General features: G+C 64.8%; 14 protein-coding genes. 9 read left to right on the forward strand and 5 right to left on the reverse strand.

Annotated elements, in window-relative coordinates:
* Window positions 1-4 precede the first annotated feature (4 nt).
* Window positions 5-1138 (reverse strand): serine hydrolase domain-containing protein, encoded by a 1134-nt coding sequence (locus WG900_RS10460; RefSeq protein ID WP_339966910.1) that lies wholly within the window; start codon window positions 1136-1138, stop codon window positions 5-7.
* Window positions 1139-1243: 105 nt separating this feature from the next.
* On the opposite strand from WG900_RS10460, the gene WG900_RS10465 reads away from it, so the two are divergent.
* A complete protein-coding gene (locus WG900_RS10465) occupies window positions 1244-1528 on the forward strand; it encodes a hypothetical protein (protein WP_339966911.1) in 285 nt (94 codons plus the stop codon).
* 16 nt (window positions 1529-1544) lie between these two features.
* Here the strand turns inward: WG900_RS10465 and mnmA are convergent, their stop codons facing one another.
* The gene (gene mnmA / locus WG900_RS10470) at window positions 1545-2741 is read right to left on the reverse strand and encodes a tRNA 2-thiouridine(34) synthase MnmA (RefSeq protein ID WP_339966913.1); all 1197 of its coding nucleotides are present in this window, start codon (window positions 2739-2741) and stop codon (window positions 1545-1547) included.
* Between the two features lie 145 nt (window positions 2742-2886).
* Between mnmA and WG900_RS10475 the strand changes: the two genes are divergently transcribed.
* From WG900_RS10475 to WG900_RS10500, 6 genes are all read left to right on the forward strand, one after another.
* Window positions 2887-3201, forward strand: coding sequence for a hypothetical protein (locus WG900_RS10475; protein ID WP_339966914.1), 315 nt, complete (start codon window positions 2887-2889; stop codon window positions 3199-3201).
* On the forward strand, window positions 3198-3497 hold the full coding sequence (gene sciP / locus WG900_RS10480; RefSeq protein ID WP_339966915.1) for a CtrA inhibitor SciP: 300 nt from the start codon (window positions 3198-3200) through the stop codon (window positions 3495-3497). The genes WG900_RS10475 and sciP overlap by 4 nt, the downstream gene beginning before the upstream one ends.
* Before the next feature lie 336 nt (window positions 3498-3833).
* Complete coding sequence (locus WG900_RS10485) at window positions 3834-5018, forward strand: efflux RND transporter periplasmic adaptor subunit (RefSeq protein ID WP_339966916.1); 1185 nt, start codon at window positions 3834-3836, stop codon at window positions 5016-5018.
* A 21-nt stretch (window positions 5019-5039) separates the two neighbouring features.
* Complete coding sequence (locus WG900_RS10490) at window positions 5040-8495, forward strand: efflux RND transporter permease subunit (RefSeq protein ID WP_339966918.1); 3456 nt, start codon at window positions 5040-5042, stop codon at window positions 8493-8495.
* Window positions 8496-8545: 50 nt separating this feature from the next.
* Window positions 8546-9769, forward strand: a complete 1224-nt coding sequence (locus WG900_RS10495; RefSeq protein WP_339966920.1) for a DUF445 domain-containing protein — start codon at window positions 8546-8548, stop codon at window positions 9767-9769.
* A gap of 14 nt (window positions 9770-9783) precedes the next feature.
* Complete coding sequence (locus tag WG900_RS10500; protein ID WP_339966921.1) at window positions 9784-10308, forward strand: GNAT family N-acetyltransferase; 525 nt, start codon at window positions 9784-9786, stop codon at window positions 10306-10308.
* Window positions 10309-10362: 54 nt separating this feature from the next.
* On the opposite strand, the gene WG900_RS10505 is transcribed toward WG900_RS10500, so the two are convergent.
* From WG900_RS10505 to sucC, 3 genes are all read right to left on the reverse strand, one after another.
* Entirely contained in the window at window positions 10363-11292 is a 930-nt protein-coding gene (locus WG900_RS10505; RefSeq protein ID WP_339966987.1) for an electron transfer flavoprotein subunit alpha/FixB family protein, read from the reverse strand.
* A complete protein-coding gene (locus WG900_RS10510) occupies window positions 11292-12038 on the reverse strand; it encodes an electron transfer flavoprotein subunit beta/FixA family protein (RefSeq protein WP_339966923.1) in 747 nt (248 codons plus the stop codon). Before WG900_RS10510 ends, WG900_RS10505 begins: the two co-directional genes overlap by 1 nt.
* A 131-nt stretch (window positions 12039-12169) precedes the next feature.
* Window positions 12170-13366 carry an ADP-forming succinate--CoA ligase subunit beta gene (gene sucC, locus WG900_RS10515; protein WP_339966925.1) on the reverse strand — a complete coding sequence of 399 codons (1197 nt, stop codon included), beginning with the start codon at window positions 13364-13366 and terminating at the stop codon, window positions 12170-12172.
* A gap of 168 nt (window positions 13367-13534) precedes the next feature.
* Here sucC and WG900_RS10520 point away from each other — a divergent pair, with 168 nt between their 5' ends.
* Entirely contained in the window at window positions 13535-14332 is a 798-nt protein-coding gene (locus tag WG900_RS10520; RefSeq protein ID WP_339966927.1) for a 3'(2'),5'-bisphosphate nucleotidase CysQ, read from the forward strand.
* A gap of 22 nt (window positions 14333-14354) precedes the next feature.
* Window positions 14355-15680, forward strand: coding sequence for a hemolysin family protein (locus WG900_RS10525; RefSeq protein ID WP_339966928.1), 1326 nt, complete (start codon window positions 14355-14357; stop codon window positions 15678-15680).
* Window positions 15681-15706: the final 26 nt, after the last annotated feature.

Genomic DNA, 15706 nt, shown 5'->3' on the forward strand with positions numbered 1-15706 from the left:
CGCTTTATTCCTTCGGGAACAGCGCCATGATCCGGGCGAGGTGATCGCGCACCGCCTTGCGCTCCTGTTCGCTGCTCTTGCCGAGTCTGACCACGGTGAGCTTCTGGTCTGGTGAGACGATCACATATTGGCCGAGGTGGCCCAGCGCGGCGAAGACCGATCGCGGAGCGCGGTCGGGAAACAGCGATTCGCGGCCGCTGGGCTGCGGGCGGTTGAGCCAGGTCTGCGCGCCGTAACCGGGGTTGCGCGGGCTGGGGCTGGTCATGAAGTCGATCCAGCCTCGAGGCACGAGTTGCACGCCCTTTGCCGTTCCCCCCGCGCGCAGGAATTCGCCGAAGCGGCCCCAGTCACGCGCCGTGGCGTGGATCAGGCTTGATCCGATCAGCGTGCCTGCCGCGTCGAATTCGGGGAAAGCGCTTGTCATGCCAGTCGGCTCGAACAAACGAGTGCGAAGGTAATCGGCAACGGCGCGCTGGCGCACGCCCGGGTCGGCACTCTGGGTGAGCGCGCGGGTGGCGATGTCCGACAGGATCACGGTTGTCGCTGAAGAATACTCGAACTTGCGGCCGGGTTCGGCCTCGAGCGGCTCGGCCTCGGCCCAGGCGGCCATGTTGTCGCGCCCCTCAAGGAACAGCATCCGCACTTCGCCCGATTCGTAAACCGGATCGCCCGCCTCGGTATGGCGCAGGCCCGAGCGCATCTGCAGCAGCTGACGCAAGGTAATCGCGCCGCGCGGGTCGCCGGGTCGCTGCCAGGCGGCGACCGGGGCGCTGTCATCAAGCCGCAGCCTTCCATCCGAGATCAATTGGCCGATCATCACGCCGGTGATCGTCTTCGACATCGACCAGCCGACCAGCCGCGTGTCTTTCGTATAACCCTCGCCGTAGCGCTCAGCCACGATTCGCCCGCCCGAGAACACCACCAGCGCGCGGGTTTCCCCGGCGGCAGCATCGGTGAACAGCGCATCGACTTCGCGCGCCAGCCGCTCTCGGTTCACGCCGGGCTTCTCGATCACAGCGGAAAGCGCCTGCTCCGTCAGCGGCGGGGGAGGCGGCGGCGCGGCCTCTTTCACAGTGCAAGCCGCGAGGGCTGGCAGCATTGCGATGGTCAGGATAAGGGAGGGCGCACGCGCGGACATCGCGCGCCTCATGCGCAAGAACCGGGTCCGATGGCAACCAAGAAACCGAAAGCCCCGCAGAGTTTACGAGCACGACTCCGGGCAAGACGGCGCTGGCCGTGGCTGGTGCCGGTGGCACTCGCGGCGCTGCTGGTCTGGTTCTGGACGCCGATCAACGGCTATGCCGATGCCGGGGCTTCCTATGGCGCGCGAGTGGCCTGTTCGTGCCGCTATATAGGCGGGCGCAGCCTTGGCGATTGCCGCAAGGATTTTGAGCCCGGCATGGGGTTGGTCATGTTGAGCGAGGACACGGCGGCGAAAAGCGTCACCGCGCGCTTCCCGCTGCTTGCCTCGCAGACCGCGACGTTTCGCGACGGACCGGGCTGCGTTCTGGAGCCGTGGGACGACTGATCATTAGGCAGGGTGTTCAGGAGGCGGGAAGCGCAGCGCTCACCGTGCTGTCGATCCAGCCGCCGCCCAGCACGCGTTCGCCGGCATAGAACACCGCTGCCTGTCCGGGGGCGACGCCATATTCGGGCGCGGCGAAGTGGATGGTGACGGACTCGCCATCGCCAAGTGAACCCTCGATGGTGACGGGCACCGGCTTGGCCAGACTGCGCACCTTGGCTGTGACCGGCCCGGACGGCATTGGTCCGATGCGGTTGGTCTCGACGATCCGCGCCGAAGTCACGGCCAGCAGGCGCTTCGGGCCGACGAGCACGCGTCGCGCGGCGGCATCGATCCCGGTCACGTAAAGCGGCTCGGGCTGGCCGCCGATCTCCAGCCCGCGGCGCTGGCCAACGGTGAAGTGGATCACGCCCTTGTGCGTCCCCAATACCGCGCCAGTTGTCGCATGGACGATCTCGCCGCCGCCCAAGCCTTCGGGGCGGACCCTCTCGACAACCTTGGCATAGTCGCCATCGGGCACGAAGCAGATGTCCTGGCTGTCAGGCTTGGCGGCGTTGCGCAGGCCGAATGTCTCGGCAAGGCGGCGGACTTCGGGTTTGGGCAGGCCGCCCAGAGGGAAGCGCAGGAATTCGAGCTGGGCCTCAGTGGTGCCGTAAAGGAAGTAGGACTGGTCGCGCGCGGGATCAAGCGCCCGGTGGAGTTCCGGTCCGGCGGTGCCTTCTTCCCGGCGGACATAGTGTCCGGTGGCAAGGCAGTCCGCCCCCAGTTCGCGCGCCATGGCGAACAGGTCGGTGAACTTGGGCCCCATGTTGCAGCGGATGCAGGGGATCGGTGTGCGGCCGGCAAGGTAATCGTCAGCGAAACGTTCGACCACCTCTTCGCGGAACTGGCTTTCGTGGTCAAAGACATAGTGTGCAATGCCCAGCCGGTCGGCCACGGCGCGCGCATCGCGAATGTCGTCGCCGGCGCAGCAGGCACCCTTGCGCCCGGTCGCTGCGCCGTAATCATAAAGCTGAAGCGTGACGCCAATGACCTCGGCTCCGCTGGCTGCCGCCATGGCGGCGACCACCGAGCTGTCGACCCCGCCCGACATGGCAACGACAATGCGCCTGCCTGCAAGTGTGCCGGCCAGCGTCCCATCTGTGCCGGCAGTCAGCTGGAACAGGGCAGGCCAATCAAGCTGCGCGGCCTCAAGGTCGGAAAGGGGGGCGTCCATCCTGGCGCCCATACACTTTAAGCCGCGCCACGGCAAAAGCGACGAAGAGTGCACAGGTTCAGACTTGTTAACTAACCTCAAGATGAAATGAAGACGGCGTTTACTCCGTCTTGACCTTGGGCAGTCTAGAAGCCGGCTCATGGAAATGGGATTTGCCCCTTCGAGCCTTGAGGCCGGCAGCGTGCTCCGCGCGGATAACCCGCGTTCCGGGCCGCTTGACTGGCATGCCATCAAGGCGCGTTTCATCGCCGCCCACGCCTTGCGGCGCGAGCTTGCCGATGCAGCAAACGGTGCCTTTTCGGGTGGCAGCTTCACCGGTTCGGGCGCTGATGCACTCGCCGCGCTTAGGGAATTTGCTGCTGCCGTTAACCTTGATGCTTCAGGCAATGGCAAAGGCCTGTCTGCCAATGATGTCCATGTCATCGACACCCCCCACGCCGATGACCGAGGAAAGATATGATTGAGAACCAGGAAATCCGGCCAGCCATGGTCATCGGGCCGCTCGGCGAACCGCTGACGCTCGACTCGCTTCCGCCGCCGTCGACGACCCGCTGGGTCGTACGCCGAAAGGCTGAAGTGGTAGCTGCGGTCAACGGCGGCCTGCTGTCGATCGACGAGGCCTGCGAACGCTATGGTCTGACGCTCGAAGAGTTTGCCGGCTGGCAGCGGGCGGTCGATCGTTCGGGCATGCAGGGCCTGCGGGTGACCCGCATCCAGCATTACCGCGAACTTTACGAGCGCCAGCTCAAGTACTGATCCGCGCAACCCTTTTGGCTTTCAAACGGCCGGGCCTCGAATGCGAGGTCCGGCCGTCGCCGTTTGGCGACAACTGTTCAGATTCCGCCGTTTGGCAAAAGGATCGAGGCTCCGCCGGTTTGGCGATGCCATCCCGCAACACCCTTTTTCGGTTACAAATCGGTGCATTCTGTCTGATTGCCAGACGGTTGGTCGAAGGCTATTCCCCGCTCGTGGATTGATGGCCACCTGCACGCCCTAGCGCGGTTGCGGCAGGTGATATATTGATCTAATACAGCACCCGAACTCCGGGAGGCGGCATGCTTCCGCCATTTGCAGAATTAAGGCGCGTTTTTGATGGATTACGATTCGAGGACCGATGCTGCCCTGGCAGGGACCGATCTGGCGGCTGATTCCGTGCTGACTGATGCCGAAGAGGATCGGCAGTCCCGTCGCCGCACCATTCTGATCATCCTTGGCGCCATCGTCGCGCTGATCGCCGTGTTCTTCGCTCTCCACGGATTCGGCGCGAAGGAAGAAGAAAAGAAGGACCAGGCCCCGCGCGTGACTGTCGTCGCCCCGGGTGCAGCCACGGTTGAAGGCTCGATCAACGTCAACGGATCGCTGGGCGCGCGACGCGAAATGCCGGTTGGCGTTGTTGGCGAAGGCGGCCAGGTCCGCTCTGTGCTGGTCGAAGCCGGCGACTGGGTCAGTGCCGGGCAAGTTCTCGCCGTGATCGATCGATCGGTTCAGACGCAGCAGCAGGCCGGACAGGGCGCACAGATCCAGGTTTCCGAAGCCGATGCGCGGCTGGCCCAGGCCAATCTCGAACGCGCACTCAAGCTCGTCGACCGCGGCTTTATCTCGAAGGCCGATGTCGACCGGCTGACCGCAACCCGCGATGCCGCCAATGCCCGCGTCCGCGTGGCCCGCGCAACCTATGGCCAGATCGGCGCGCAGATCGCCCGGCTCAATATCGTCGCTCCGGCGGCAGGCCTGATCCTTGAGCGCAAGATCGAGCCCGGCCAGGTGGTCGGCGGCGGCAGCGGCGTGCTGTTCCGCATCGCCAAGGGCGGCGAAATGGAATTACGCGCTCAGGTCGGCGAAGTCGATCTTGCGAAGATTACCGCTGGCGTCACGGCAGAGGTCACGCCGGTTGGCGGAGCGAAGAAGTTTACCGGCCAGGTCTGGCAGGTGTCGCCGGTCATCGATCCCGCTTCGCGTCAGGGCTTTGCCCGCATCGCGCTGGCCTATGCGCCCGAACTGCGCCCCGGCGGCTTCGCTGCCGCCGTGATCAAGGCCGGTTCGATGGTCGCGCCGCTGCTGCCCGATTCGGCCGTGCTGTCCGACAATCAGGGCAGCTACGTCTACATCGTCGGCAAGAACAACAAGATCGAGCGCCGCAACGTGAAGATCGGGCTTGTCACCGACAAGGGCATTGCCATCGCCGCCGGTCTTGCCGGTAGCGAACGCGTGGTGCTGCGCGCCGGCGGGTTCCTTTCGCCGGGCGAGACGATCCAGCCGATCGTCGGCAAACTCTGATCCGCGAAGGACGCTGACGCGATGGATTTCCGCAACATCTCGGCCTGGTCGATCCGCAACCCGGTGGTGCCGATCATCCTGTTCGTCGGCCTGATGCTGCTCGGCATTTCGTCGTTCATGCAGATGAAGATCAACGATATGCCGGACATCGAGCTGCCGGCGGTGATGGTCTCTATCAGCCAGCCCGGCGCTGCGCCTTCGGAAATCGAAACGCAGATCACGCAAAAGATCGAAGCCGGCGTCCGGTCGATCAAGGGCGTAGACACGATCAGCTCGACTGCCTCCGAAGGCAGCAGCAACACGATGATCATGTTCCAGGTCGGCGTCGATGTGAACGAGGCCGTGAACGACGTGCGTAACGCGGTCGATCAGACGCGCGGCGAGCTGCCCGATGGCATCATGGAACCGCGGGTGATGAAGCTGGAAGCCAATGGCGGCGGTGAAATCGCCGGCTGGTCGGTTTCGGCCGAGGACATGACGCTGGAACAGCTGTCGTGGTTCGTCGACGACGTTGTATCAAAACGCCTGCTGGCAATTCCGGGCATGGCCCAGGTCGATCGCGGCGGCGGCGTGAACCGGGAAATCCGTGTGACCCTCGATCCCGCGCGGATGCAGTCGCTCGGCATTTCGGCAACCCAGGTCAACAGTGCGCTGCGCGCGCTCAACGTCAATGCGGCGGGCGGCAAGGCGGAAATCGCCGGTTCGCGCCAGTCGGTCCGCGTGATCGGCAATGCCAAGACGGCCTTCGAGCTGTCGCAGACCGACGTTCCGCTGGGCGGCGGCCGTACGGTCAAGCTGGCCGATTTCGCCGATGTGCGCGATTCCTATGCGGAAATGACCTCGATCGGCAAGGTCCGTGGCAAGTCGGCGGTGACCTTCGAAATCACCCGCGCCAAGGGTGCCTCGGACGTCGCCGTGTTTGACGAAACGCTGAAAGAAATCGAAAAGCTCGAAAAGGAAAACCCGGGCATCAAGTTCTCGAAGCTGTTTTCTTCGGTCGAATATACCCGCGGCCAGTATGACAGCTCGATTGCGGCCATGGTTGAAGGCGCGATCCTTGCGGTTATCGTCGTGTTCTTCTTCCTGCGCGATTGGCGCGCGACGGTCATTTCCGCCATCGCCATCCCGCTCTCGGCCATCCCGACCTTCTGGTTCCTCTACGCCTGGTTCGGCTTCTCGCTGAACAGCCTGTCGCTGCTCGCGCTTGGCCTTGTGGCCGGCGTTCTGGTGGATGACGCCATCGTCGAGATCGAGAATATCGTCAGACACATGCGCATGGGCAAAAGCGCCTATCAGGCATCGATCGACGCGGCGGATGAAATCGGCCTTGCGGTTGTCGCCACCACCTTCTCAATCGTCGCGGTGTTCCTGCCAGTGGGCCTGATGGGCGGCATTCCCGGCCAGTTCTTCAAGAGCTTCGGCCTGACCGTCGTTACCTCGGTGCTGCTGTCGCTGGCTGTCGCGCGCATGATCACGCCGATGGTCGCAGCCTATTTCCTGCAATCGCACGGCATTGCCGAACATGGCGGTGGCAAGTGGATGGACCGCTACATGAACCTGCTGCGCTGGACGCTGGACGACCGCAAGGCGAAGGCGATGCGCGCGCAGGTTGAAAAGCAGCCCTCACGCTGGTTCTATTACCTGCCGTGGTTGGTGGCGGTACTACTGGTGGTCGGCTCCTATGTTGCCGGCATGATGATTCCGGGCCAGTTCGTCGCCCAGTCGAAGCTGCTCACCGCCGTATTCCCCGCCTGGTTCGTGCTGATCATCGGCATGCTGGTCGGCGCCGTTGTGGCCGTGGTGGTCTACCGGCTGCTGCGCGTGGTCATGCGCTTCACCGGCAGCAGTTTTGCCGCGTGGTATCGCACGATGGACGACCGTTTCATCGCCCGGCTGCACGATCACCGCGTGTGGATGCTCGGCGTTGGCCTCTCCGCGCTGGTGCTCACTGCCGGACTCTTCGCTTCGGTGCCGGCGCAGTTCTTTCCGAACACCAACAGCGACTTCAGCGTGATCGGCATCGAAATGGTGCCGGGGACCACTCTGGCCCAGACCGAAGCGGTGACCGACAAGGTGACCAAGATCGTCGAGGCGGATCCCAACGTCGCCTCTGCCTTTGAACGCGCGCGCGAAGGCAATGGCCGTATCTTCATCAATCTGAAGCGGGATCGCGAAGCCACCAGCCAGGAATTCGAACGCCGGCTGACCCCGATCCTTCAGGACATTCCGGACGCCCGCGTGACCTTCCAGGACATGAGCGGCCCGGGCGGCGGCGGCGGCGGGCCGAGCCGGCCGATCTCGATCATGCTGTCGGGCAGCAATACCGAAGAGCTCGAACGCGCAGCCGCTCAGGTGGTCGAAGAAATGAAGAGCGTTCCGGGCGTCGTCGCTCCGCGCATCGCGGCGGACATGCGGCGGCCCGAGGTGATCATCAAGCCCAACCTAGATCTCGCGGCCAGCCTTGGCGTGAGCACGAGCGCGCTCAGCCAGGCGATCCGTATCGCGACAATCGGCGATATCGATCAGAACGCGGCGAAGTTCTCGCTGACCGAACGGCAGGTGCCGATCCGCGTCCGCCTGTCGGAAGACGCGCGCCGAAACCTCTCGTCGATCCAGAATCTGCCCGTTCCAACATCCAGCGGCGGATCAGTGCCGCTTTCGTCGATTGCCCAGATTTCGCTGGGTTCGGGCCCGGTTTCGATCCAGCGTTACAACCAGAACCGCCGTGTCTTCGTCGGTGCCGATCTGGCCGAAGGCGTGGCCAAGGGCACGGCCATGGCCGCGATCAAGCAGCTGCCGACGATGAAGAACCTGCCCGCCGGCGTCTCCAACGCGCCGTTCGGTCAGGACCGCTGGCAGGCCGACATGATGGCCTCGTTCGCACAGGCGCTGGTCGCCGGCGTGTTCCTCGTCTTCGCAGTGCTGGTCCTGCTCTACCACCGTTTCGTATCGCCGCTGGTCAACATGGCCTCGCTGTTTCTCGCCCCGCTGGGCGGCATGATCGCGCTGCTGCTGACCGGTAACGTCCTCTCGCTGCCGGTGTTCATCGGCATCCTCATGCTGTTCGGCATCGTCGCCAAGAACTCGATCCTGCTGATCGATTTCGCGATCGAGGAAATGCAGAAGGGGGCGGACAAGTTCACCGCCATTGTCGAGGCTGGACACAAGCGTGCCCAGCCGATCATCATGACCACCGTCGCCATGACCGCCGGCATGGTGCCCACCGCCGTGTCGCTTTCGGGTGACGGTGCCTGGCGCGCGCCGATGGGCGTGGTCGTGATCGGCGGCCTGATCCTGTCGACCATGCTCACGCTGGTGATCGTGCCTGCTGGCTTCAGCCTCGCCGATGGTTTCGAAAAGCGGGTCGGCCCGGCGCTGCGCAAGAAGTTCCTGACCTACACGCCCGAGGACGCCCAGCGCGCCAATTACCCGGCGGCCGTGGAAGACCTGCCGCCGAAAGCCCTCGCTGCCGAGTGACGGGCGCACTTGCCCCGCAGCAGCGCGGAAGCGCTGACAGGGCCCGGCGGATGCGGCTGGTCGCTACCGGCCTGCTTGTCGCCATGGCAGGCCTGTTCCTGCTCGCGCGCAGCCAGATCGGGGCGCAAGCCGCATGGCCGCATCCCGCGTGGCACTGGGTGCTGGCCTTCAGCGAGGCGGCGATGGTCGGCGGGCTGGCGGACTGGTTCGCCGTCACCGCGCTGTTCCGACATCCGCTCGGGATTCCCATTCCGCACACCGCGATCATCCCGGAAAACAAGGACCGCATCGCTGACACCATGGCGGGTTTCCTGCGCGACAATTTCCTCACGCCGCAAGTCGTCGCCCGCCGGATGAGCGGGGTGAACATTGCGGAGGCCGCCGGCAACTGGCTCTCCGCCCCCGATGGCGCCGCCGGCAGCCGGGTGCGCGCAGGTGCGGCGGAACTGCTCGCACAGGTGCTCGAATCGCTCGATCCCGAACGGCTGGGCAATCAGGTGCGTGGCGGTCTGGTGAGGCAACTGGGCAAGCTGGAAGTCGCGCCGCTGCTTGGCGGGCTGGCCGAAACCGCGATTGCCGACCGCAAGCATCTGCCGATCATCGATTCGCTGGTGCGCTGGGCCGGGCTGACGCTCGAAGATAACGAACCGCTGGTGCGCGACATGATCCACCGCCGCGCCAATGCCGTGCTGCGCTGGACCGGGCTGGACGAAAAGCTGGCCAATTCGGTGATCGACGGCATCTACAAGATGCTCGCCGAAGTCGTGGTCGACCCGAAGCACCCCTTGCGCGGCAAGATCGAGGAAGGCCTCGCCACGCTGGCGCATGACCTGCGCCACGATCCGGCGATGCGGGCGCGGGTGGAAGGCTTCAAGGACGAAGTGCTCGCCAATCCCGCGCTCGCCGCTTGGTGGCAGGGCGTGTGGGAACGGCTGCGCACCGGCACCATCGCGCGGCTGCGCTCGCCCGATCCGGCGATGGGTGGCCAGCTGGCCGAAGCACTTGGCGAGCTTGGCCAGCACCTGCGCGACGATCCCGCGCTGCAGGCCCAGATCAACCGCTTCGCCCGCCGCACCATGGTGGGCATCGCCGCGCGTTATGGCGGCCAGATCGTCCGGCTCGTCTCGGAAACGGTAAAGCGCTGGGACGCGCAAACCGTGACCGACCGCATCGAAAGCGCGGTGGGCCGCGACCTGCAATTCATCCGTATCAACGGCACATTGGTCGGCGGCCTCGTCGGTGTCCTGCTGCACGCGGCGAACGGGTTGCTATAGTGGTTCGGCCCGCCTTGCGCCCGTTCCTCACGACCGAGCGATTCGACCTGTGGCAGCCGCAGGCTGGCGATCAGCACGATCTATACGCGCTCACCCTCGATGACGAGACACGGCGCTTCCTCGGCTCGTTTACACCGACCCAGATGGATTCGTTCAACCGGCTGCTGCGCAACGCCGGCTCATGGACGCTCTACGGCTACGGCGTCTTCATGGTCCGCCCGCGAGGGGAGCAGCGCATCATCGCCACCTGCGGCGTCTTCCGTAGCCACCGAGGCTTCGGACCGGACAAAGGCATGGACGACGTCGCCGAGGCCGGCTGGATCGTCCACAAGGACTTCTGGGGCCAAGGCGTAGCCAGCGAAGTCATGCGCGCCGCGCTCGACTGGTTCGACGCGGTTCACGGCCGCCAGCGGATCGCCTGTATGATCGAGGAAGCCCACGCCGCGTCTGATGCCATCGCGCGCAAGCTTGGGTTCGTGGAGTTTGGCCGGCATGAGAGTGACGATGGGGCGGCGCTGCGGTTGTATGAGCGCCGATGAAAAAGCCCCGGAGGTTTCCCTCCGGGGCTTTCGCATTTCGTCGGGCGGAACCACTCAAAGCTTGGCTGTCAGTTCCGGCACCACGTTGAACAGGTCGCCCACCAGGCCGATGTCGGCGACCTGGAAGATCGGGGCGTCCTCGTCCTTGTTGATGGCGATGATCGTCTTGGAGTCCTTCATGCCGGCGAGGTGCTGGATCGCGCCCGAGATGCCGATGGCGATGTAGACTTCGGGGGCGACGATCTTGCCGGTCTGGCCGACCTGATAGTCGTTCGGCACATAGCCCGCGTCGACTGCGGCGCGCGATGCGCCGACTGCCGCGCCGAGCTTGTCGGCGAGCGGGAAGATCGTGGCTTCGAAGGTCGGCCCGTCCTTCAGAGCGCGGCCGCCCGAGACGATGATCTTGGCGCTGGTCAGTTCGGGACGCTCGCTCTTGGCGATTTCGGCGCCGACGAAGCTGGAGAGGCCGGCATCGCCTGCACCCGACACGGCTTCAACGCTGCCCGATCCGCCCGAGGTTTCCGCCTTGGCGAAAGCCGTGCCGCGCACGGTGATCACCAGCTTGGCGTCCGAGCTTTCGACCGTGGCGATGGCGTTGCCGGCGTAAGTGGGCCGGGTGAAGGTCTTGGGGCCTTCGACCGAGAGGATGTCCGAGACCTGCATGACATCGAGCAGCGCCGCGACGCGCGGGGCGATGTTCTTGCCGTGGCTGGTGGCCGGCGCAACGAAAGCGTCGTGGTGACCCATGAGGCCCGCGATCAGCGGCGCGACGTTTTCCGCCAGCGCGTCCTTGTAGGCAGCGTTGTCGGCGAGGTGGACCTTGCCCACGCCGGCGATCTTCGCGGCTTCATCGGCAACAGCGGCGCAGCCCGCACCGGCGACCAGCAGGTGGACTTCGCCAAGCTGCGAGGCAGCGGTGACGGCGGCGAGGGTGGCGTCCTTGACGCTAGCGTTGTCGTGTTCGACCCAGACGAGCGTCTTCATCATGCGACTCCCATTTCCTTGAGCTTGGCAACCAGCGCGTCAACATCGGCAACCTTGATGCCGGCGCTGCGGACCGGCGGTTCGGCAACCTTCAGTGTCTTGAGACGCGGGGCGGTGTCGACGCCGTAGTCAGCCGGGGTCTTGGCGCTAAGCGGCTTCGACTTGGCCTTCATGATGTTGGGCAGCGAGGCATAGCGCGGCTCGTTGAGGCGGAGATCGGTGGTGACGATCGCCGGCATGGCGAGCTTCACCGTTTCCAGACCGCCATCAACTTCGCGGGTGACGGTGACGCTGTCACCTTCGACCGTAACGGCGCTGGCGAAAGTGCCCTGCGGACGGCCCATCAGCGCGGCGAGCATCTGGCCGACCTGGTTCGAATCGTCATCGATCGCCTGCTTGCCGAGGATCACCAGACCCGGGGTTTCCTCATCGGCAATCGCCTTGAGGATCTTGGCCACGGCGAGCGGTTCGACTTCATCGTCGGTCTGGACGAGGATCGCGCGGTCGGCGCCCATGGCGAGCGCGGTGCGCAGCGTTTCCTGCGCCTTGGCCGGGCCGACGGAAACGGCGACGATCTCGGTCGCCACGCCCTTTTCCTTCAGACGGATGGCTTCCTCGACGGCGATTTCGTCAAAGGGGTTCATCGACATCTTGACGTTGGCCAGATCGACACCCGTACCGTCCGCCTTGACGCGCGGCTTCACGTTGTAGTCGATCACCCGCTTTACCGGGACGATGATCTTCATGCCTGTGGTCCTTCCTCGATGGGAATTTAGTCGCTCGATTAAACTGTCGATTCGCCCTTTGCCGCAGACGCGAAAAACGTCAAGCCCCTCACGGGCGCGCTGTCACGATGTGACGGCGCGCCCGGGCGGATTCAGGCGACCTTCTTCACTTCGGCAACGATCTTGCGGGCGGCATCGCCCAGATCGCTGGCCGAGACGATCGGCAGGCCGGAATTCTCGAGGATGTCCTTGCCGAGATCGACATTGGTGCCTTCCAGACGGACGACCAGCGGAACCGAGAGGTTCACTTCCTTCGCCGCGGCAACGATGCCCTCAGCGATGGTGTCGCACTTCATGATGCCGCCAAAGATGTTGACAAGGATGCCCTTCACGGCCGGATCGGCGAGGATGATCTTGAACGCCGCGGTGACCTTTTCGGTCGTCGCGCCGCCGCCAACGTCAAGGAAGTTGGCCGGGAACATGCCGTTCAGCTTGATGATGTCCATCGTCGCCATGGCGAGGCCGGCGCCGTTGACCATGCAGCCGATGTCGCCATCGAGCTTGATATAGGCGAGGTCGTACTTGCTGGCTTCGATTTCCGCCGGATCTTCCTCGGTCTCGTCGCGCAGCGCGACGACGTCGGGGTGGCGGTAGAGTGCGTTCGAATCGAAGCTCATCTTGGTATCGAGCACCAGCAGCTTGCCATCCGATTCGGCGAGCGGGTTGATTTCGATCATCTCGCAGTCGAGCGCCATGAAGGCGTCGTAAAGCTGCTTGCCGAGCACCTGCGCCTGCTTGTTGAGGTCGCCCTTGAGCTTGAGGCCGAAGGCCAGCGCGCGGCCGTGGTGCGGCATGAAGCCTTCCGCCGGGTCGATGGTGATCGTGGCGATCTTCTCAGGGGAATCATGGGCAACGTCCTCGATGGACATGCCGCCTTCGGTCGAGGCGATCATCGCGACGCGGCCCGAAGTGCGGTCGACCAGCATCGACAGGTAATATTCCTTGCCGATGTCGACGCCGTCGGTGATCAGCAGGCGATTGACCTGCTTGCCGGCGTCGCCGGTCTGGATCGTCACCAGCGTGTTGCCGAGCATGTCCTTGGCGTGCGCCTCGACTTCCTCAAGCGTCTTGGCGAGGCGGACGCCGCCCTTGGCGCCTTCCGGCAGTTCCTTGAACGTGCCCTTGCCGCGCCCGCCGGCGTGGATCTGCGATTTCACGACATAAAGCGGCCCGGGGAGCTGCTTGGCGGCGGCAACAGCCTCATCCACGCTGAGGGCGGGGATGCCCTTGGGGATGGCGATGCCGAACTTGGCGAGGAGTTCCTTGGCCTGATACTCGTGAATGTTCATGCGCGGGCTCTTTTCCGGGTTATGGAGACGGTCAGACGAATTGTGCGCTGCCGCATAGGACGCAACGGCAGGGTTGAAAAGGGCCTGAAACGGGCTCTAGGGTGGAAATATGAACGCCAGTTGCGAGTCATTCTTAACTAGACGCCTAATTACCCCGGCGAAGCCCCGATGATCGACCGCGCGCGACTCGAATCGATCGTCCGCGAAGCGGGACGCATGGCCTATGATACCTGGCCCGGCGGTGGCCATGCGCTCGAGGTATGGGAGAAGTCGCCGAACAATCCGGTCTGCGCCGCCGACATCGCGGTCGACAATTTCCTCAAACGCGAACTGGGGGCGTTGTTGCCTTCGGCAGGATGGCTTTCGGAGGAAACCACCGACGCGCCGGACCGGCTGGGCCATGATGGCCTTGGCGCCGGCCTCGCCTGGCTGGTCGATCCGATCGACGGCACGCGCGATTTCATCCACGGGCGGCCTGGCTGGGCGGTATCGGTCGCGCTGGTCAGTTCGGGCCGGCCCCTGTTCGGCATGCTGCACGCTCCGGCGCGCGGCGAGTTCTGGTATGCCGAAGCCGGGCGGGGCGCGTGGCGCAATGGCGAACCACTGGTCGCGAGCAGTCGCACAGCACTTCCCGGCGCGCGGGTGCCGGTCGATCACTTGCCGCCAGTCGATGCCGACCTGACCAAGGTAGACAAGCCCAACTCGATCGCGCTGCGTATCGCCATGGTCGCTGCTGACGAGGCTGACCTGTTGGCCACGCTGCGGTGGGGTTGGGAGTGGGACATCGCCGCCGCCGCGCTGATCGCGCGCGAGGCCGGGGCGGCGGTGACCGATGCCTTTGGCGGACCGCTCAATTACAATAAGCGCGATCCGCGCGCCTTCGGTGTGCTGGTCACCGCGCCTGCCATTCACGCGGCTGCAGTTGATCGTCTGGCGGACCGCGCACGCGAACTGGCAGCACGCTGAATTCCCTGCTAGAGACTCGCCCGTGACACCTTATCCCTGGTCAGATGTGGCCGTTCTTGTCGGCCTGATCATCATCAACGGCCTGTTCTCGATGAGCGAACTGGCAATCGTCTCGGCGCGTCCGGCGCGGCTCAAGGTCGCTGCCGAAAAGGGCAAGGCGGGCGCGAAGGTGGCGCTGCACCTTGCCAGCGATCCGGGCAAGTTCCTCTCCACGGTGCAGATCGGCATCACGCTGGTCAGCATTTTTGCCGGTGCCTATTCGGGTGCCAGCCTTGGCGGACCGACGGCAGAGCGGTTCTCGGCCTGGGGTATGCCGGGACAATATTCTGACGATGTAGGTTTTGCCGCGGTCATCGCGCTGACCACTTATCTCAGCCTCGTCATCGGCGAACTGGTGCCCAAACAGGTGGCGCTGCGCCATGCGGAGACCATCGCCATCCTTGCCGCTCTGCCGATGTCCATCGTCGCCAAGGTTGCCGCGCCGCTGGTCTGGTTGCTGGACGTCAGCTCCAGCCTGTTGCTTACCCTGCTGCGCGTGAAGCGTTCGGGCGAGAACGAGGTGACCGCCGAGGAACTGCACATGATCATTGCCGAGGCGACCAGCTCGGGCGTGATCGAGGAAGACGAACGCGCGATCATGACCGGGATCATGCGGCTGGCGGACCGCCCGGTGCGCGAACTGATGACCCCGCGCAACGAGATCGACACGATCGATCGCCGCGCCTCGGAAGACGACGTTCGCGCCATGCTCAAGTCCTCGCCCCATTCGCTGTGGCCGGTGGTTGACGGCGCGCCTGACGCGGTCTGCGGCGTGGTCAAGGTGCTCGACCTCCAGCGCGCGCTGCTCGCCGGCAAGAAGATCCAGGTCGCGCGGCTGATGCGCAAGGCAGAGATCCTGCCCGACCAGCTTGATGCAATGGACGCGCTCAAGCTGTTGCAGCAGTCGGACGTGTCGATGGCGATGGTCCATGATGAATACGGCCACCTTGAAGGCATCGTCACCCCGGCAGATCTTCTGTCCGCCATCGTCGGCAACTTCGCCAGCCATCAGGATGAAGGCGACGAACCGATGATCGTCATGCGCGAGGACGGCTCGCTGCTGCTGTCAGGCGCACTGCCGGTCGATGCGCTGGGCGCCCGGCTGGGGATCGATATCAGCGAGGACCGCGACTATGCCACGGCGGCGGGCTTTGTGCTCTCGGTGCTGAAGCGCTTGCCGCGCGAGGGCGAGCATTTCCTCGAGCAGGGTTGGCGGATCGAGATCGTCGACATGGACGGCCGGCGCATCGACAAGCTGCTGGCGATCAAGCTGGCCGTGGAAACGCAGGAAGCGTCGTCCCGGGCTTGATCCGGGACTGCAGGCCGCAGCAACGC

The sequence above is a fragment of the Novosphingobium aquae genome (genome assembly GCF_037572715.1).
In the GTDB taxonomy this organism is placed as follows: Bacteria; Pseudomonadota; Alphaproteobacteria; order Sphingomonadales; family Sphingomonadaceae; genus Novosphingobium; species Novosphingobium aquae.